Origin of the sequence: Aurantiacibacter sp. MUD61 (genome assembly GCF_027912455.1) — a bacterium.
Lineage (GTDB): Bacteria > Pseudomonadota > Alphaproteobacteria > Sphingomonadales > Sphingomonadaceae > Alteraurantiacibacter.
Window position 1 is genome coordinate 2,770,803 of record NZ_CP115446.1, and the last position, 20,277, is coordinate 2,791,079.

A 20,277-nucleotide genomic window follows, 5' to 3' on the forward strand; every position below is an offset into this window, starting at 1 on the left:
TGGCCTGGCTACCTAAATCCTCCTTCCTGACAAAGCCCCAAAGCATTTCGGATCGCAACGCACAATCTCAGAGCGCACAAGTTTCATACGCGACGAAATCGTGTGACATTTTTGAAACAATTATGACAAGCGCAGGACCACGATAAAACTCGTGCTAAGGGTCTGAACTCAAACGCAATCTCGACAGCCATGCCAATACGGAAGCTCGGCGGCGAAATATTATTACGCGAGACCGCAGTCAGAGGTGTGATAATTTTACCCATCACGCTCCACGGCCCCGAAAAGTCGCAGCAACGCAAGGGCACCGCGCACGCCGGAACATCCTAACTGATTAGCGTAAACGCGATTTTTACCAAAACAGTGCAGAGCATGCACCATCGATCACGCAGCCGAAGGGTTCTGCTTTATGCTTTGCAAGTTCATCCAGCGCCTTTCAAAGGCTGACGACGGCGCGACTGCCGTGGAATACGGCCTCGTCGCCATGCTCATCGCGGTTGCCGCCGCCGGTGTCATGCTCTCGCTCGGCAATGAGGTAGAGACGCAGTACAACACAATCGAAACCGAATACGAAGCGGCGAACCAGCCCGCAAAGCGCGGCTAAGCCCGCAGGCACTTTCCTACACATTGGCCACCAGGGCACCGGAGGGTTTTTCGCCATCCGGAGCCCTTCGCCATGCCCTCGTCCCACAAGCCCAACACCACCCTTCCCGCCTTCACCCCCGTTCCGCCTCTTCTGTTGGCTTCAAGCGCCAGCGCGGACATCCGTCCGCTCGGCTAGCGGGCTGACCGCCCGACGCGCGTTCGCGCTTGCGGTCGCTACGCGCCCGTAGGAGCTCCCGTTTCGGAGCGCAGCTCCGCAAGGGCGAATGCCCGCCCGCAGCGTGTGCAGCTTGCCTGCACGAAAGCGAGGAAAGCCAAGAGAGCGGATGCGAACGCCGGCGCTTGAGGCTAAAAAATAATCCGCGCGCTGAACGGCGTGGACGTACCCGTCTATTCCTATGGCAAGCTGGTCGGCAAACGCACGATCTACAACGATCGCCTGCTCATGTTCATGCTGAGAAACCGCGCCCCCAATCGCTTCGCCGCGGATGGAGCGAAAGGCCTGAACGCGCTCGACAAGCACCGCCTCGCGCAAGAGAAAAAGCAGTGGCGCAAGGAGTGGGAGCGCGAACGCGTGGCCGCCCACCGCAAGAACCGCGGCGACACACTCGCCCGCATCAACGCCAAGATCGACAAGATGAAAGAGCGCCGCGAAGCCATGATGAGCCCCGAAACCCGACGCCTGAAAGAGGCCTACGAACAAAGCTTCGAACGCGACCAGGCCGAACCCTACGCGTGGATGGACGACGCGAACGCCTCACCCGGCGCGGATGCTGCGGACGACGACATGGGCGTGCTCGGCCCCAGCGAGGAGATGAAAAAGCTCCTGCCGGGCTGGCGGGAGGAGGAGCCGGAGGTCGAGGAGGATGAGCCGAGGGTGCGCAAGCTGAAGGAGGATGACTGGGGGTAGATACTAGGCTGGCCTAACCCTTCTTTGGCTACTGATCCTGAAACCCTCCGGGACCGGCTTGTATTTGTCGCTACTCCTAGGCCAATTAGTCGCCCGGCTTTGATGACGCCTCAAAGATAAGGGATCAATCTCCACAACTGCCAAGTGGTCGTTGAGGCCGCCTCTCAGCCTGCAAATATCTCGCTCCCATGAGTTTTTCATCGGGGCACGTACCCGGCTATCCCCGTATTTACGGTTGTTGCAAAGAGCCACGAAGCAATGGACGTCCAAGGCAGTTGACTCCGTCAACGCCGAAAACGTTTCTAAGTCCTTATTCCACGACAAAACAAACATCGCATCAACTTTGCCCTGCGCCGATTGTCGATACGCAACATTGGAAAGTTCGCTACAAACCAGCACATTAAAGTTGAAGCCAAAGTGCTCATAAATGGGCTTCGAGGTGTTTGAGAAACTGGCCCATCGCTGTCCAAAAGTGTTTCTTAGTTCTTGATCTTCGCCAGGAGCAGGGATGCACTTTGGTTGTCTGATCTGAATGGTAGAAGGGTAACCCAACCGGTCGTCCCTTAGCGCCAGGACCGCAGAACTGTAAATGACGTCTCGGGACGGGTAACTATAGTCCAACCCCGCAATGAGACTGATACCCGACTGCCTTAGAAGCGCGGAAACAGTACTGATCCAACGTTCAGGTAGCGCAAGCTCGGGTAATATCAAATAATCTGGGCGCGGCTTCGCCGTGATCGCCTGATTTACTATACCTCTGATCGCGTCATACCGGCCCGGCGAATGATCGTTCCTTCCGGACGCACCTTGGTTCCATGTGTTCATAGTCGTCGCGAAACTAGAAATGCCAAGCCTTATTGGGCGATCATAAGGATTGCCCCCGAGACTAACCCTTGTCTCACGAGGAGGCTCCGCATGATCAGAACCATCGCCTTCGGGGCGGCCACCCTCGTCTGCGGGATATATTGGTAGATCATCCAATTCGTTAGGTTTAGTCCAGACGCCTCTCAATGCTCTTACGTATCGCGACCAATTTCTTGATGCGACGATCGGAGAGTCGAATACACATTGCTCAGGAGTTAATAGAGCGACCTCATCTGCTGAGTACGGCCTTGTTGGAAAGAGATAGGGCAACAAGGATTCTTCGTGAACCGCTTCTCCATTGGGCGAAACTTCGGTAAGATGCCGAATATTTGTAGGCTTTTTCCTGTTTTCGAGAAACTCTTTTAAGTCAGTAAACCTGGGATACAGCGAATGCAAAATATCTTCGTCGGGTGTACTTGCTCGGCGAACGAGATCTTCCTGCGCACACCTGTAAGGAACCCGCCCCCAGTCAGTATTTAACGCATTGATGGAAGCTTCTTCAAGTTCATCAGCATTGAGATTTAAATCCTGCAGAATAGAAGATAGCGATTTTTTTTCTAAGTCTCGAAAACTGAAGTCATATGACCGGATCAAAGCCTCGCGAAAGAATCTCGTAATCGCGTTTTCGGTCTCGATCCAAATCAGCTCTGAACCTGAATTGCCGATACAACCATTAACTCTAATTCGCGATCCGCTTGCGGAGCGGATTTTTCGCAACGCTTCGCGGGTCCGATACAGAATATCCCTTGCAGCAGGATAATCTCGAACGGAAACCGCTATAGTAAAGAGCCAGGGTATCTTGTCTAAGTATTCTAATATTTTGTCGGCGCGAATCACATGATCATTGGCAAAACGATAGACATTCCTGCGGGCTTCGCTCCAATCGTCCGGGTCTAGGTCCCTCGCCAAAACACTCAAAGAACGAAGCAAAATCGCCCATCCAAGGCGACGAAGTGTCAAGCCATCGGCTTTTCGGAGAGCATCGACATCATCGGCTGCGCTATTCGCACTTGCCAACACTTTGGCAGATGAAAGTTTATCTAAGTCGTGAACGGATGGCATCAATCTCCTCTCGCTTGAAACAGATTTGATCTGCTCCGATATGTTGGACAAGAGGTCCAACCCAGCGGCTCCGCTCAAAAGAAAGATTTTTTGCTTCTCTGATCCGAAGAGTATCTTGGATTTTCCGCCCCAAGTCGGGGTCGCGTATTGTAGCGAACGATTGTCTGGAATGATCTCAACAGATGGAACTTTATCAGCGAAAAAGTTAATCAAATCATTCTGATCTTTGAATCCCGATTTGTCATTTATGACTAGAAATATATCATCAACGTACCGGGAGTAATAAACGGGAGAGAGGTTTCTCTCCAAATCTCTGTCCAACGAAAATAGAAAAACGTTCGCAAGGAGTCGGGATGCACTTAGACCTATGGGCAAACCTATCACTTCGTCATCTGTCGCACAGCCAATTTGGGACATCAAACCAACGCACTTCGTATTCCATTGCGCAATAAGCAAAATAATAGCCTTGGTGAAATCAATTTCCCATTCGTTCAGGCTAATTCTTGCGTCACTAAGGAAGTCCGGATGCAGCACGTAGCTTGGATCTATGCTATGGTAAAAATTGGATACGTCTAAGGTAATTGCAGCTACATCATTGCCACCGCGAAGAGCCGTCTCGAGAGCTGCTAAACCTCCGTCGCGCCAATCCCTGTATGGCCCGTAATATGGCTCAAAACTTCCAATCGCATCTAAATGGTATTCGCCGAAGTCATCTCCGCCCTTTGGTCGGTAACGACGCAAGCGAGAAGCTATCGCACCGCTATTGAGGGCGGCATCAAACTTGTGGCCAACCCTGTTGATCCATAGGGCCGACAAAATATGATGCTGTACCGAGAAGTCTCCAACTAGTCGAAACTCTGGTGTTGAAGCGCCTTTTTGCCAATTTTGGCTCTCTCGTTCGAAATCTGACCAATGGACATGAAGCCCATCTTCTCGAGGCGCAAAATTTGCACGCTTGGGGAGGACCACCACCTTAGGCTCTGTTGAGCTGATAACCTCATTTATCTCGCCTCGTTGCAGTCTAAAGAGCAAGTCTTGTAGATTATCAGCCAGCTCACTTTCGTATGAAATGAACTCTTCCGCTACCCGGATTGAAGTTTCATAAAACCGATCAGCTTTCGCTTTTCGAAAAGCATAAAACAGGTCGCGTAGGTGCAGGTCTTCCCAAGATTGCTCCACTTACACCCCCTGAAAATTGCCCGAACTGTCAATAGGTTCGCACAATAGAGCGCAATTGTGAACCCTCGGCTTTCTCACAGCCCGCTTGTGCCCACTCTTTTCCTCGCTGCAGCGGCGCCATAAGCGAAACCTGCGGAGTTGACAGTTATTCCCCGCCTTCGCGGGGACAGGTGCCCTGCGGGTGCTCCCGCATCCAGAATGAGGTTATTCTTCCCCCATCCGCAGCGCAGCGATGAACGCCTCCTGCGGAATGCTCACATTCCCCCCGGCCTCCGCCGGGGCAGGCCGCCCTGCGGGTGTTCCCTCATCTTCAGACTGAGAGACTCACTCTTCTCCCATCCGCAGCGCAGCGATGAAGGCTTCTTGAGGGATCGAGACGTTCCCATACTCCCGCATCCGCGCCTTCCCCTTTTTCTGCTTTTCCAGCAGCTTCTTCTTGCGCGAGATATCGCCGCCGTAGCATTTTGCGGTCACGTCCTTGCGCAGGGCGGCGATCGTTTCGCGGGCGATGATCTTGCCGCCGATCGCGGCCTGGATCGGGATCTTGAAGAGGTGGCGGGGGATGAGGTCTTTCAGGCGTTCGCACATGCCGCGGCCGCGTTCTTCGGCGACGGAGCGGTGGACGATCAGCGATAGCGCGTCGACCGGTTCTGCATTGACGAGGATGTTCATCTTTACAAGGTCGCCTTCGCGAAGGCCGATCTGCTCGTAATCGAAGGAGGCGTAGCCCCGGCTGATCGATTTCAGGCGGTCGTAGAAGTCGAACACCACTTCGTTGAGCGGCAATTCATAGGTGACCTGCGCGCGGCCGCCGACATAGGTGAGGTTCGTCTGCACGCCGCGCCTGTCCTGGCACAGTTTCAGGATCGCGCCGAGATATTCATCGGGGGTGTAGATCGTCGCCTTGATCCACGGCTCTTCGATCATCTCGATGCGGTTGACGTCCGGCCAGTCGGCAGGGTTGTGGATGTCCCGCGTTTCCGCATCCTCGTTCTTGGTGTGGGCGAGGTGTACGCGGTAAACCACTGATGGTGCAGTGGTAATCAGGTCGAGATCATACTCGCGGCTGAGCCGTTCCTGGATGATTTCGAGGTGCAGCAGGCCGAGGAATCCGGCGCGGAAACCGAAGCCCAGCGCGGCGCTGCTTTCCATCTCGTAGCTGAAGCTCGCATCGTTCAAACGCAGCTTGCCGATGCTCTCGCGCAGCTTTTCGAAGTCCGCCGCGTCCACCGGGAAGAGCCCGCAGAACACCACCGGCTGCACTTCCTTATAGCCTTTGAGCGCGGTCTCGGCCCCGCCTTTCACCGTGGTGATCGTGTCACCCACGCGGGCCTGTTCGACTTCCTTGATCTGCGCGGTGATGAAGCCGATTTCGCCCGGACCGATTTCGGGAAGATCCACGCGCTTGGGATTGAAGCAGCCCACACGGTCGATCAGGTGCTGCGTTCCGCCCTGCATGAATTTGATGTCGAGCCCTTTCTTGAGGACTCCATCGATGACGCGCACCAGGATGACGACGCCGAGGTAGGGATCGTACCAGCTATCGACGAGCATCGCTTTCAGCGGGGCATCGCGGTCTCCGCCCGGGGCGGGAATTTTCGCCACGATCGCTTCGAGCACGTCTTCAATGCCGATGCCGGATTTGGCGCTGGTGAGCACCGCTTCGGACGCATCGAGGCCGATGACCTCTTCGATCTCTTCCTTCACCCGTTCGGGTTCGGCAGCAGGCAGGTCGATCTTGTTGATAACGGGCACAATTTCGTGGTCATGCTCGATCGACTGATAGACGTTCGCGAGCGTCTGCGCCTCGACGCCCTGCGCCGCATCGACCACCAGCAGAGCGCCTTCGCATGCCGCGAGCGAGCGCGAGACTTCATAGGCGAAATCGACGTGGCCCGGCGTATCCATGAGGTTCAGCTCATAGGTCTCGCCATCCCTGGCCGTGTAGTTGAGGCGCACGGTCTGAGCCTTGATGGTGATGCCGCGCTCCTTCTCAATGTCCATGTTATCAAGGACTTGCTCGGACATCTCGCGCTCGGTCAGGCCGCCGCACACCTGGATAAGACGGTCGGCGAGAGTCGATTTGCCATGATCGATATGGGCAATGATCGAAAAATTGCGGATTTTGGAAAGGTCAGTCATTTGGGTGTGCCATTAGCCGTGGCCGGAACAAATGTCAGCATGTCTTGTGGGCTATGGTGCGCGATTTCCAATGCGGCTGAATACGCGGTCCGCAATCTCGCATCAAGATAGCAGGTGGTTATCCCGCGCGGGCAGATCCTGCGCTGACATCCACTTGCATAAAACGCGGCGCAGTGTGTGGCCCTCCATGGCCTTTCGGCATGGAGTAATTGCCTGCCGGCAGCGCCTGCAGCGGCATGCCTGCGGACGCCAGCATGTAGGGCGACACGCGGTGCCTGGTGCATAGCCCGCCTGCCCCGTCGCTGACGAGAGGCTCTTCAAAGGACAGGCCCTGCGTGGCATCCTGCGAACGAACAACCGTGCACACGACGAGCTGCCCCTCGCCAAGATCTAGTACAAGCTGCGTCCCGACCGGTACGTCTACGAGTCCCTCGATTCGGGCGCCGGAGCGCGAGAGATCGCGGAGCATCACCGTGTAGTGATGGTTCTCATGGATGACGCTGACCCGGCGGAACAGCGTCCGACGATCCGCGCGGTGTCTGGCAGGACCGACCGGCTCGTACCGCATTTCCCCAGTGCCAAGCTTTTCCAGCACATCGGCCTGCGGCACGGCACGCGAGAAAATGAAGCCCTGCACCATGTCGGCGTCGAGCTGCGCAATTTTTTCCAGCTCGTCCATTGCCTCAACGCCTTCAGCCGTCGTCACCATGTTCATGGCGCGAGCAAGGCTGATGATCGCGGTGATGATGGCCGCGCTGGAGTTTCCATCCTGTGTACAGCCGCGCACAAAGCTTTGATCGATCTTGATTTTGTCAAAGGGAGCACGGCGCAAATAGGCCAGCGAGGAATAGCCTGTGCCAAAGTCATCGAGCGCCAGTTTAACGCCCAGTCTGCTCAGTTTGCGGAACATCGCGTCGGTCGCGTTCACATCCCCCATGAACACGCTTTCCGTGATTTCCAATTCCAGCTGACGGGCGGGAAGCCCTGCGTTCGACAGGGCATTCTCAACAACCGTCGGCAGCGTATCGCTAACAAATTGCTGCGCCGATACGTTGACCGAGACAGTGAGCTCGCCCGGCCATTGGGCTGCATCCTCGCATGCCTGCCGCAGAGCCCACTCGCCAAGAGCATCGATCAGATTGCTGTCTTCTGCAATGGGAATGAAGACGCCGGGGCTAATCGGTCCATGCTTCGGATGGTCCCAACGCATCAATGCTTCGAAACCCTTTACCTGGTGGGTCTTGCTGTCGACGGCCGGCTGGTAGTGCATCTCCAACTCGCCGCGGGTCAGCGCATCGCGCAGGTCCTCTTCGATCTCGCGCCGGTCCTCGGCACTTTCCTTCAGATCGTTGGAATAAAACCGGAACTGGCCACGCCCGCCGCCCTTGGCTGCATACAGCGCCAAGTCGGACGCCTTGATCAACTCATTGGGTTCAATCCCGTCATAAGGTGCGATGGCGATTCCGATGGAGGTGCCGATGATCGCACGGCTGCCTTCGATGGAGTAAGGCTGCGAGATCATCGAAATGAGCCGGTTAGCGAGGTCTCCCAATTCGCCACGATCATCCATATCCGGGATCATCACCTGAAACTCGTCACCGCCCAACCGGCCAATTTCAGAGCCTTCTGGGACGATCCGCTCCAGACGCTGCGAAACCTGACGGAGCAATTCGTCGCCCGCCGGATGGCCTAACGTATCATTGACCTGCTTGAAGCGGTCGAGGTCGAGCATCATCAGTGCGCAGCTTCGCTTCTCGACCCGGTAGGCAGTCAGCGTAGCCGTAAGGCGGCGATTCATCCGGTGGCGGTTAGCGAGACCCGTGAGCGAATCGTATTCTGCCATGCGCGAGGAATCGCGCCGCTCCCGATGCTCATCGGTGATATCCTTTGCGCTGCCACGATAGCCGACAAACGCATCGTTTTTGTCGAATTGCGGCTTGGCGGTAATGGACCACCAAACCACATTTTCGTCACCGCCGCTCCCTTTCGCCAGCACGCGAACCGGCTGATCGACGATCTTCGATCTCTTGCTGAGAAGGAATGACAGGGGCCGGTCGCGGCCTTCGCCGGTGCCGTCCGTGGCGGTTTCAAACAGAGCGTTGAGCTTCTCGCCAATGACCTTCCGACTTGGGTCGAACACGCTCATAGCGCCGTGCGAGAGATAGGTTAGCTGTCCCTCGGCATCGGTCGCCCAGAACCAGGCAAGGCCCTCATCTTCGATCGCATCGAGCATCGCCAGACGCTCTTTCGCATCGATCGGCTTCATTTCGCGCACAGCCGCTTCCGCATCGGGCACACGGACTTGTTCGGCACCCGAGCCGCCAAGATTCCTGAACATGCCGCGCACACCCATGCTCGTGCGGTTCCTTCCAAATTGTGCCGGATTCACTTCGTTTCGGCGAATGGGGGATGATACCCTGAGCGCCTTACCAAACGCCTAAGTTGGCGAACGCCTTGTCGCTATCCTGCTTTGCGCATCTCTTCAGGCTTCAAATGGGCTGGTGGTGCGCCTTGCAGGGCCGTTATCTGCCCGTCTTTGTCCTTTTGTAGAGGATTGGCGAATTCCACGCCCATGCGATCGTCTACAGACCAGCGCACGGTGCAGGTAATCGTGAAATCATGCGCGAGTTGCAGCTGGAACATCGTGCCGACCGGAACATTCCACAGCCCCTCGATCATCGCGCCGGTAACGGAAAGATTGCGGATGGTGCCATTGTAGATGTGTCCGCCGTGATCCAGGACAGTCTTGCGCAGCATCTTCTGGCGCGGGGCGCGATTGGATTTTGGGCCTTTCGCTACCGCAACCAGATTACCAGCCAAGCGACTTGTCGCGACATCGAAGGTCAGGGGACGATCGTAGATATAGCCCTGAACGTGGCTACAACCATGATCTCTGATCAGGTCGAGCTCGTCGTGCGTCTCCACCCCTTCCGCGGTCGTATCCATGCCCAAAGCGTTCGCAAGGCTTGTTATGGAGGAAATGATCGCCGCATTGCGGCTACCCTCCTCCGTCATGCCTCGCACGAAGCTCTGATCGATCTTGATCTTGTCGAACGGCGCTTTCTTCAGATAGCCGAGCGATGAGTAGCCTGTACCAAAGTCATCCAGCGCCAGCCGCACGCCGATATTCTTGAGCGCGGTAAACATGGCATCGGTGCCTTCGTCATCGCCCAGGAACACGCTTTCGGTGATTTCCAGCTCCAACCGGGATGCGCGTACCCCCGCCTGGGCAATAGCGCTGGCGACGATGCGCGGCAATTCTGCATTGGAGAATTGCACCGGCGACACATTTACCGCAACGCCCACTTCATCAGGCCACTGCGAGAGGTCCCGACACGCGCGGCGCAAAGCCCATTCGCCGATCTCCTGAATCATGCCGCTGTCTTCAGCAATCGCGACAAAGCGCTCGGGTGAAATCCAGCCCTTTTCGGCATGCTGCCAACGCAGTAGGGCTTCAAATCCGGCAATCTTGTTTGTCGCAGTCGCCACAACCGGCTGATAATGCAGTTGCAGCTCTTCATTGGCGACTGCATCGCGCAAATCCTCTTCAAGCTTGGCTTTCGCCTCTGCTTCGGCGTGGAGGTCTTCGGAATAGAAGTGGAAGCGCCCTCGCCCGCCATCCTTGGCCGCATAGAGCGCCAGGTCGGCGTTGCGGATCAGTTCTTCCGAATTCTTGCCATGCTGCGGGGCGATGGCGATGCCGACCGATGCACCGATAACAACGCGCTGTCCGTCGATCGAATAGGGTTGCGAAAGCGAGTGAATGATCTCGCGCGCTATATCCTGCAGCACGCCGGCGCTCGTCTTGCTGGGGACGATAACCTTGAATTCGTCGCCGCCAAGCCGGCCTACCTGGCCAATCTTGCCCACCGAACGCTCGAGCCGCTGCGAAACCTGTTTCAACAGCGCGTCACCTGCGGGGTGACCCATTGTATCGTTAACCTGTTTGAAGCGGTCGAGATCGAGCAACATGATCGCGCAATGGCGATTGGCTTCAGCCTGGGCGGAGAGGATCTTTTCGAGTGCCTGCGACATTTGGAGGCGGTTCGCGAGGCCGGTCAGCGCGTCATAGCGCGCGAGCCGGGTCGCCTGCTCCTGACTGCGCTTGCGCTCGGTCAGATCGGTGCCCGATCCGCGAAAACCCACGAAATTGTCGAACTGATCATAAATCGGACGGCCCGATACCGACCACCAGCGCTCTTCCTTTTCAATCGCGGCGCGCACCGGCAATTCGCTGAAGCCCGAACGCGCGGAGAGGTGGAACATCAGCGTGCGCTCACCCTCATCACCGGTATCTTCGAGATCGAACAGGCGCGTGAGCGGCTGGCCGATGAGGCGGTCCGGATTGCGCCTCAGCGCCTTGGCGACGGGCGGCGAGACATAGGTGAGAAGCGAACGCCGATCGGTTTCCCAGAACCAGCCCTGCCCTGTTTCTTCATAATCGGCGAGAATATCGCGCGCACGGGTCTGCACGCGATCCTGCGCTTCGCGGCGCTCGCGTTCCTCCTGTTGCTCCGCCAGCTGCTCGCGGGTCACCAACACTGCCACCACGGTGGCCACAGCCAGAGCGATGGCACCGATAATGGAGAAATGCGTGACGACGATCGCTATCCAGATGGCGAATTGCGACGCGAAGATCGCCAGCGGCTGTCGGCGCAGATAGGCGGTGGCGACCCCAGTCAGCGTGAGCAGGCTGGCAAGCATGACTTCCCATGCGATGCCGCCTTCTGCCGCCCAGCGTCCGAGGCCTGCGCCAAGCAGGAACAATGGCATAACCACTGCCACAACCAGGCCGATCCCTTTTGCAGTAGTGCCGCGGTGCAGAACCATATCGTAGACACGGCCGATCTGTACCGCGCTCAAGAAACTGCATCCCAGCAGGCCAATCACCGGCAAGGAAGGCATGGCCTCGGCGAAAATACCGCAGATACCTACGGCGACAAGAATTCCGAGAACCAGGTAATTCCAGCTCCGGGGGAACGGGTTGCTGCTCTCGCGATCTAGGGTCGGCGCTTGCGCAGCCCTGTCGACCTGCTGGGAGCGGCGCGGTCCCTTGCGCCGATCGTTAGCCGCTGTGGGAGGCGACTTTTGCGGAACGGGTTGCGCATTGCCTTTCCCGCTGACACGTGCAGCCTGTCCGCTCCGCTGCTTTGCGGATGCAGAATCAGGCGCACTTTTCCGGACAGCGGGATTGGTGGCACGTTGCATTCAGCCGCCATGCCATTTGCGCTTTGAAGAACGGTTAATTGGCAGCGAAATATTATTGCGGGAAATTGTCAGGGTATAGCTGCGTCCCGTGCATTGCCGCACATCCGCGTAGGGTTAATAATACGCCGCAATTGATGCCGAGCATCTTTCGGGAGGAGCCATGCGGCATATCGCGATAATCGGGTCCGGGCCTGCGGGCTATTACACCGCCGAAGCGGTGCAGAAGAAACTTGGCGACGAAGTGCGCGTGGATGTCTTCGACATGCTGCCGGTTCCCTACGGATTGATACGCACGGGCGTTGCACCCGACCATCAGTCGATCAAGGCCGTTTCCCGCCGCTATGAGAAGACCGCGCTGACGGAGAATGTCCGCTTCGTCGGTAATGTCGCGGTAGGCCGCGATATCTCGGTCGATGAATTGCGTGAGCTTTACGATGCGGTGGTTCTGGCCACTGGCGCACCGAAAGATCGCGAACTGCGTCTTCCGGGAGAAGAGCTTGGCAATGTCTTTGGCAGCGCTGCCTTCGTCGGCTGGTACAATGGTCACCCGCAATTCGCCGGTCTCGATCCGGATCTCTCGGGCGATACCGCCGTCGTAATCGGTATGGGCAATGTGGCGCTGGATGTTGCACGGATGCTGGCGAAAACGACGGACGAGCTGGCCGGCAGCGATCTTGTCGCCCATGCGCGCGAGGCGCTTCAACGCAGCAAAATCGAGCGGATCGTTATCCTCGGCAGGCGCGGACCGCACCAGATCATGATGACTCCGAAGGAATTGGGAGAGCTCGGAGAACTCGAGCGCGCCGCCCCGCACGTCGATCCCGACGATCTGCCCGATATCGGCGAAGATGCGATACTTGAGCCGGGCCTGCGCAAGTCGGTAACACTACTGCGCGACTATGCCGCAATCCCGGAACACATACGGGCCGAACAGCCCATCGCCATTGAATTTGCCTTCTATTCCCAACCCGTGTCGCTGATGGGACAGGGCAAAGTGTCCGAAGTCGAGATCGAGCAAACAAAACTCGAAAAGGGCCGCGCGGTGGGCACCGGCAAGACCCGCAAGATTTCGGCGAGCATGGTCATAAGCTGCATTGGCTATCGAACCATTCCCATTCCGGGTGTCCCCTTCGATGAGCGCGCGGGCCGTTTTCACAATGACGACGGGCGCATCCTGCCTGGGCTCTATTGCGTGGGCTGGGCACGTCGTGGACCGTCAGGCACCATCGGCACGAACAAGCCTGACGGATTTGGGATCGCCGATCACATCGTGGAAGATATCGAGAACGGCGTTCTGGGCCGGGGCGGAAAGACCGGCCGGGAGGGCTTCGATGCGCTCGCTGCCGAGAGGAAGCTCGACCTCGTCACCTTCCAGGACTGGAAGAAAATCGAAGAGGCGGAACTTGCCGCCGCCCAGGCAGATGCGCCGCGAGAGAAGTTCGTCGATATCGAGGCGATGATCCGCGCTGCGCAATAGAAGCGGCGCGCTTCGGCTGGCATTTCAGTAGGATATTCTTAACTACGTTTGTGCGATGGCAATCGCCATGGAGGGGCAAACTAAACAATACTTCCAGACACTTGACGCACTGCGCGGTGTGGCAGCACTTGCTGTGATGGTGTTCCATGCCCCTACTCTTGGCGGGCGGTTTGTGCCGTCCGGCTATCTCGCGGTGGATCTGTTTTTCATGCTCAGCGGCGTGGTGATCGCGCAGGCCTATCATCGCCGCATGGCCGACGGCCTTGCCATCCGCAGCTTTCTGTACCGCCGGTTTACGCGGCTCTGGCCGATGCTGGCCCTGGGCGCCGCGCTGGGCATTCTGCTGCATCAGGGTCATGCCGGATCGCTGCTTTTGCTGCCCAACTGGAAAAGCGAGCTCAATCTCTACCCGTCCAATCCGCCGATGTGGAGCCTACTGATGGAGGCCCTCGCCTATCTGGCATTCGCTTGCGGCCTATGGCGCGCCGGGCCTCGCGTGCTGGCAGCAATCGCCCTTGCCAGCGGCGCTATTCTAGCGGTGCAGATCCTGACATCGCCAAGTCTCTTCTTCGAATTCGGGGCGCACTGGATGACGCTGGGCGGCGGATTGGCGCGAGTGGCTTTCGGCTTCTCGACAGGCATGCTGCTGTGGCACATCTGGCGAAGGACCGGGGCGACAAGAACGCCATCGCAGGGCGGTTGGCTCGCGATCGCCGCTGCTCTGATCGTGATGGCGCTTGTCCCGCTTGACGAAGGGCTTACCGCCCTCGCCGTGTTATTCCTGGTCTTCCCCGCCATAATCTGGTGGGCACTGACGCGCGAGATACCGCAAACGCGCGCAGCTCGGGCACTCGGCGATCTCTCCTATCCGCTTTACTGCATCCACATGCCGATCCTGGTCGCGTTCGCTCCAGAGCAGGAGAAAGCATTGCTTTTCTGCCTTGTGCTGCCGAGCATCGCACTTGCCTGCGCGCGAATGGTAGACGCACCGGTCCGGCGCTTCCTTTCGACAAAGCTTCCAGAAATCGGACGCAGCAATAGCGCCCCAGTCTATTTGACGGCACGCACGCGAAAGCGCGGATAGCTTACTTGCCGCGGCCACCCTCGGCATAATTGGCCATGGAATCACCCAGCGTCTGTAAACGCCCACCAAGGGCCTCCATGCGCGCTGCGCAAGCTTCACCGAAACTGTCCAGATTGAGCGCGACCTGCTCTGCCGCCTCACGATCCCAATTCTGGTTGATATTGCGGCCTGTCAGAGCTTCGTAATGACCGACAAAATAGCCGATCGCTACATTGAGGCCCGTCCGCGCGGTTTCATCTCCGCCGCTTATCGAGCCTGACAACACCGAAAGCCAAACCACGCATTGGAAATCCTCGCGCGCGATCTCCTCGACATCGCGATCCTGAGCGAATGCCGGTGCCGCGATCAGGCTGCTCGCCGCAGCGGCGATGGCGAAAACCGATTTACGCAGCATCGTCAGACGCGCATCGGCATGAGCACGTAAAGCGCCGGACTTTTCTCGTCTTCGCGGATCAGCGTCGGGGCACCGGCATCGGCGAAGTGCAGCTCCACCGTGTCATTGCTTAGCTGCGCCAGAATGTCTTTCAGATAACCGGCATTGAAGCCGATTTCGAGAGCGTCCGAGCCATATTGCGAGGACACTTCTTCAACAGCATTGCCATTGTCGGGCGAGGTCACGGTGAGCGTTACCTTGTCCGTATCGAGGCCCATTTTCACTGCGCGGGTCTTCTCGGTGGCGATCGTCGCCACGCGGTCCACGCCGGCGAACAAGCTCTTGGGATCGACTTTCAGCAGCTTGTCATTGCCAGTAGGGATGACACGGCTGTAGTCGGGGAAAGTCCCGTCGATCAGCTTGCTGGTGAGGACGACGCCGCCCTCTCCGCCCAGCGCGAAGCGAATCTTGCTCGGGCTGAGGTCGACCTGGACGTTGCCTTCATTGGCCTCTTCGAGAAGCTTGCGCAGCTCGGCAATGGCTTTGCGAGGCACGATCACGTCCGGCATGCCTTCGGCGCCTTCGGGGCGCGCGAGCGTGAAGCGGGCGAGACGGTGGCCATCGGTGGCCGCAGCCTTCAGTACGCCGCCATCTTCATCCGCCACGTGGAAGAAGATACCGTTCAGGTAGTAACGCGTTTCTTCGGTAGAAATGGCGAACCGTGTGCGGTCGATCATTTCGGCCAGCGTTGCTGCGGGCAGCGAGAAGCTCGTCTGCAGATCGCCTTCGACAATGACGGGGAAATCGTCGCGCGGCAGGGTCGGCAGCGAGAAGCGGCTGCGCCCGGCCTTGATCGTCATGCGATTGTCGCCCGTTTCCAGGCTGACTTCGCTGCCATCAGGAAGCTTGCGGGCAATATCGAACAGCAGATGCGCCGACACGGTGATGGAGCCTTCGCTGTCCACCGCATTGGCCTGCAGATTATCGACAACCTGCAGATCGAGGTCGGTCGCCATGATCCGCACATGCCCGCCAGCCTCGGCCTCGATCAGCACATTAGAGAGGATGGGGATCGTGTTGCGGCGTTCCACCACGCTCTGGACGTGGGAGAGGCTGCGAAGCAGCTCTGCGCGTTCGATGGTGACCTTCATGGACAATCATTCCCTTCTCGGGCGCTGCGGTGTGCCGGACAGGCCGGAATCGCCCACCAGCGCCGGTAAATTGCCCAACCATCCTTAGCGGAGGCGGTGATACGGGCAAGCCAAGGCCGCGCCAGAGGGGGATTCCTTGGGGAAAAGTGTGATTTTATCATCATGAACCTGCATCCGCAGGTTAGTCCTCGCTAGACGCGCTTCGCTACGCTACGCGCCCGCTGCGGGCGGGCGTTCGCCCTTGCCCCCGGCTGGTCGCCGAGCATGCTCCGCGATTCTGATCGAATGGAGCGCTAGTCTCGCTGGCCGCAGGTCAGCGACAGCGAGCGAACGCGAAGCCCGCAGGTGCCGCGCAGGCGGAACGAAGTCCCGCCGGAGCGAATAGCACCCAGGACGAAGCCGCGGATGCGGCTTCGAAAAACTAACTCAACATCGCCATGCCGCCATTCACGTGAATGGTCTGGCCGGTGACGTAGCCTGCTTCCTTGCTCGACAGATAGGCGACCGCAGCGCCGATATCGTCGCCCTCGCCCATGCGGCCCATCGGGATGCGGGCGTTGATCGCGTCTTTCTGCTTGTCGTCCAGCGCATCGGTCATCGCGGTGCGGATGAAGCCGGGTGCGACACAGTTCACGGTGATGCGTCGGCTGGCGACTTCCTGCGCGAGGCTTTTGGACATGCCGACGAGACCCGCCTTGGCCGCAGTGTAGTTCATCTGGCCCGGGTTGCCCGTGGTGCCGACAACGCTGGTGATGTTGATAATGCGGCCGAAGCGCGCCTTCATCATCGGGCGGACACTCGCGCGCATTAGGCGGAAAGCGGCCTCGAGATTGATGCGGATCACCTCGTCCCATTCCTCATCCTTCATCCGCATCGCGAGATTATCGCGCGTGATTCCGGCATTATTGATGAGGATATCGATGCCGCCAAGCGTATCGACCGCAGCAGGCACCAGCTCTTCCACCTGCGTGCTATTCGACAGATTGCAGGTCACCTCTACGTGGCCGTCATGATCGTGATGGGCGAATTCGTGGTTCAGCTCTTCACGGAAAGCGCGCAGCTTGTCACCATTCGAGCCCGACAGCGCCAGCCGCGCACCCTGCGAAGCGAGGGCGCGGGCGATCGAAGAGCCGATGCCTCCGCTGGCACCGGTGACAAGGGCATTCATTCCTTCGAGTGAGAACATGGCGAGTGCTTTCATTGTTGTTTCGCGATTGACGACCGCTGTTGCGCCAGAACGCTGCGGGGTCAACCGTCTCGCCTATCGTTCTCCGCGACCGCGCGGGGTGAAGTTGGCGCGGCGCACTTCGCGGATTGTGCCGTTTTCTATGCGGCCTTCCACCAGTTCATATCCCATCAGGGCGAAGATCCGGTCGCGCAGGAAAATGGGCCGGGCGTTGCCGTACCAATCGACGCAGGATGCGACGCAATTGTCATCCACTCCCGCTTTCGCGCGCGAGACGAGATCGCCTGCGGGGCTGAACTCGCGGTCCTCGCGCCGGAGGAAGAAGATGGCGGACGCATTGCCGAGGAACTCGCCGCCGCTGCCTGTGCTCGTACGGGTCACAGGCAGGCCCAGTGTACCGGACAGGCCGCCACGTGAATCGCTATCGGGGCGGTAAAAGAACGCCTGGCTGCGCTGTTCGCCTTCGCTGGCGGAGGGCAGCAGGTAGACATCTTCGATTGTCACATCCTCGCCCAGCGATACGGCTGAGAAGCCCAATGCACCGCCACTCGCTGGGCCAATCGCCACAGCATCGCTGCCCATGATATCGAAACGGGTCACACCGTGCTGCAAGTCGATCCGCTGCGCTTCGCGCCCATCGAGCGGGACGGCGTAGAAAAAGCGTCCGTCGCTTTCACTGCCATAGTTCGCTGCGGTGTAGAGCAGATAGCCGGGCACGAAGCGGTTGTGGAAGCGATAGCCGACGACGCTCGGCAATTCGCGCATCGCTTCCTGCGGGATGCGCTCCGAACCATCGGTGAAGCTGCCGAGCGGGATGGTCAGCAGCCCGACATCGCCGGATGAGAATTCCGCGCCCCACATGCCCTCACCGCCTCGGTTAGCGTCCCCTCGCACGATTACGCGCAGGACGTCATCCGTGCGGTCTTCGCTGAAGGAGAATTGATCCACAGGCGCACCTTCGACCGGCACAGCGCCGGGGCGCGAGCCATCGAGCGGGAGGCGATAGAGCTGCGCAGGATCGCGTTCTTCGGCGTCCGGCATGTATGGCTCCTCGGTCCACAGATAGACCGCGCGCGGGCTGACGTAGAAGACGCGCCCCCAGCCGCCCAGGACGGCTTCAGCCTCGCACTCGAGCTCTGCTGCCGAGAGGTCACAGCGCGTTACGGTGTGAGCAACACCCACGGGATATTTGCCGCGCAAGGTGTCGGGGGTGGCGTAGATGCTTTCCGGTTCGACGAGGTCCAGAACTTCACCACTCGCGCCGCCGCGCCGTAGAGCAGGCATAGTCGAGCGCCAGTCCGCCCAGTTCATGTAAACCGGTGCGTAGAAGATCAGCTCGTCGCCGATCATCCGGCTCGCATAATTGCTCGACGAATAGTAATCGCCAGAGCGCAGGTAATGCGTGTCGCGATATGAAATCGAGCCATCATCGCCGAGGGTGAAACGGTTAATCTCGGTTCCGAAATCGCCATAGCTGTAGCCGACGACGATGATCTGGTTTCCGCGCACCAGCATTTCATCATACCACGTGCCGGGGACGAATTCGCCGGGCGGGAAGGCATCGCTGCTATCGACCGGGTCCAGCATATTGCCGCCGTGGCGCACGGTAAAAATCCGCCCGCGCCGCAGGATGACGAGATAATCGCCCGCATCCTTGACGATCGCACCCTCGTCTACGCCCTGTTCCTGCGTGTTGGTGATTTGCTCGCCGTCTACACGCGCAACTGCGTCGGCTGATACGGACGCCATCGGCGGTGGCGGAGGAGCTGCTTCGGCGGCAGCCTCCTCCTGGATGTCTACGGTCGTCACATACTCGGTCTGCTGGCTACCCTGGAGATCCTCCATCCGCTCGGCAAAGCGCTCGAAAGCGTCTTCGCTCTCAAACGCCTCAAGGCCTGCGCCATCGCCGTCCGGCACCGAAAGTTCATCGGCCGCGCGGCATCCGCCCAGCGCGAGTGTCCCAATTAGCAGCGCAGCCCCGAATCGAAAGTTGTTCAGCATACCCAACCCTTCCTATGTAACATTGTTACATTGAAGGGCTTTGCGGCAAATTGCAAGGGGTTACAATTCCTTGGCGAGTGCCTCGATATCTTCCATCGTCACAACGCTGGTGATCGTGGCATCGGGCGCGATCTTCTTGATCATCGGGCCGAGCACTTTTCCGCCCAGCTCGACAAAGTGGGTGATCCCCGCATCGCTCATCGCCATCACGCTTTCACGCCAGCGCACGCGGCCGGTGATCTGTTCGACCAGCAAATCGCGCTCCGTGGCGGGATCGGTAACGGCAGCGGCGGTGACATTCGAATAGACCGGCAGGCGGAAAGCGTTCGGCTTGGTGTCATTGAGCGCCAGGTTCATACGCTGCGCCGCAGGCTGCATCAGCGAGCAATGGAACGGTGCCGAGACGGGCAGCTTGATCGCGCGCTTGATACCGTGATCCTTCGCCAGCTCCACTGCGCGATTGATCGCGGAGAGATGACCCGACAATACGACCTGACCCGGATCATTGTCATTGGCGACTTCGCACACTTCGCCCTCGGCAGCCGCTTCGGCCAGTGCCTGCGCTTTCTCGAGGTCTGCGCCGAGCAGCGCGCACATGCCGCCCACGCCAATGGGAACGGCATCCTGCATCGCAATGCCGCGCGTGCGCAGCAGCTTGGCTGTGTCGGAAAGGCTGAATGCCCCGACCGAAGCCAGCGCCGAATACTCACCCAGCGAGTGACCGGCGACTGCTTCGCCCTTTTCGGACAGGTTTACTCCGCCCGCCTCCAGAACGCGTGCCACCGCCATACCGTTGGCCATGATCGCCGGCTGGGCATTGGCCGTCATCGTCAATTCGCTTTCCGGCCCCTCACCCATCAGGTTGAACAGCTTCTGGCTGAGCGCGTCATCGACTTCTTGGAACACTTCGCGCGCTGCGCTGCTGGCTTCGGCGAGCTCTGCGCCCATGCCGACCTTCTGGCTGCCCTGACCCGGGAAAACGAATGCAATCATGAAAATCTCCTTTGGCGGGTGCACCTATGCGTCTGCGGCGCATCCCG

At 58.7% G+C, this 20,277-nt stretch carries 13 protein-coding genes; 4 read left to right on the plus strand and 9 right to left on the minus strand.

Translation table 11 applies throughout. The features are described 5' to 3' along the window. Positions 1-406 precede the first annotated feature (406 nt). Together O2N64_RS13410 and O2N64_RS13415 are read left to right on the plus strand one after the other, a co-directional pair. A complete protein-coding gene (locus tag O2N64_RS13410) occupies positions 407-601 on the plus strand; it encodes a Flp family type IVb pilin (protein ID WP_271078085.1) in 195 nt (64 codons plus the stop codon). Positions 602-976: 375 nt separating this feature from the next. Further along, positions 977-1,510 (plus strand): hypothetical protein, encoded by a 534-nt coding sequence (locus tag O2N64_RS13415; RefSeq protein WP_271078086.1) that lies wholly within the window; start codon positions 977-979, stop codon positions 1,508-1,510. A gap of 3 nt (positions 1,511-1,513) precedes the next feature. Here O2N64_RS13415 and O2N64_RS13420 read toward each other — a convergent pair whose 3' ends face one another. The 4 genes from O2N64_RS13420 to O2N64_RS13435 form a co-directional block, all read right to left on the minus strand. After that, positions 1,514-4,615 carry a hypothetical protein gene (locus O2N64_RS13420; RefSeq protein WP_271078087.1) on the minus strand — a complete coding sequence of 1,034 codons (3,102 nt, stop codon included), beginning with the start codon at positions 4,613-4,615 and terminating at the stop codon, positions 1,514-1,516. A 324-nt stretch (positions 4,616-4,939) separates the two neighbouring features. Next, a complete protein-coding gene (lepA, locus tag O2N64_RS13425) occupies positions 4,940-6,757 on the minus strand; it encodes a translation elongation factor 4 (RefSeq protein ID WP_271078088.1) in 1,818 nt (605 codons plus the stop codon). 118 nt (positions 6,758-6,875) lie between these two features. Beyond that, entirely contained in the window at positions 6,876-9,095 is a 2,220-nt protein-coding gene (locus O2N64_RS13430; protein WP_271078089.1) for an EAL domain-containing protein, read from the minus strand. A gap of 122 nt (positions 9,096-9,217) precedes the next feature. After that, positions 9,218-11,662 carry an EAL domain-containing protein gene (locus tag O2N64_RS13435; RefSeq protein WP_271078090.1) on the minus strand — a complete coding sequence of 815 codons (2,445 nt, stop codon included), beginning with the start codon at positions 11,660-11,662 and terminating at the stop codon, positions 9,218-9,220. A gap of 463 nt (positions 11,663-12,125) precedes the next feature. Between O2N64_RS13435 and O2N64_RS13440 the strand changes: the two genes are divergently transcribed. Further along, a complete protein-coding gene (locus tag O2N64_RS13440) occupies positions 12,126-13,442 on the plus strand; it encodes an FAD-dependent oxidoreductase (RefSeq protein ID WP_271078091.1) in 1,317 nt (438 codons plus the stop codon). A gap of 67 nt (positions 13,443-13,509) precedes the next feature. Beyond that, a complete protein-coding gene (locus tag O2N64_RS13445; RefSeq protein WP_271078092.1) occupies positions 13,510-14,526 on the plus strand; it encodes an acyltransferase family protein in 1,017 nt (338 codons plus the stop codon). Between the two features lies 1 nt (position 14,527). Here the strand turns inward: O2N64_RS13445 and O2N64_RS13450 are convergent, their stop codons facing one another. The 5 genes from O2N64_RS13450 to fabD all read right to left on the minus strand — a co-directional run bounded on the left by O2N64_RS13450 (position 14,528) and on the right by fabD (position 20,230). Further along, positions 14,528-14,920 carry a hypothetical protein gene (locus O2N64_RS13450; protein ID WP_271078093.1) on the minus strand — a complete coding sequence of 131 codons (393 nt, stop codon included), beginning with the start codon at positions 14,918-14,920 and terminating at the stop codon, positions 14,528-14,530. 2 nt (positions 14,921-14,922) lie between these two features. Continuing rightward, the gene (gene dnaN, locus O2N64_RS13455) at positions 14,923-16,050 is read right to left on the minus strand and encodes a DNA polymerase III subunit beta (protein WP_271078094.1); all 1,128 of its coding nucleotides are present in this window, start codon (positions 16,048-16,050) and stop codon (positions 14,923-14,925) included. Between the two features lie 421 nt (positions 16,051-16,471). Continuing rightward, positions 16,472-17,236: a 3-oxoacyl-[acyl-carrier-protein] reductase gene (fabG, locus tag O2N64_RS13460; protein ID WP_271079667.1), complete on the minus strand. Its 765-nt coding sequence runs from the start codon at positions 17,234-17,236 to the stop codon at positions 16,472-16,474. A 75-nt stretch (positions 17,237-17,311) separates the two neighbouring features. Beyond that, positions 17,312-19,237, minus strand: coding sequence for a beta-propeller domain-containing protein (locus O2N64_RS13465; RefSeq protein ID WP_271078095.1), 1,926 nt, complete (start codon positions 19,235-19,237; stop codon positions 17,312-17,314). Between the two features lie 60 nt (positions 19,238-19,297). Next, positions 19,298-20,230, minus strand: a complete 933-nt coding sequence (fabD, locus tag O2N64_RS13470; protein ID WP_271078096.1) for an ACP S-malonyltransferase — start codon at positions 20,228-20,230, stop codon at positions 19,298-19,300. Positions 20,231-20,277: the final 47 nt, after the last annotated feature.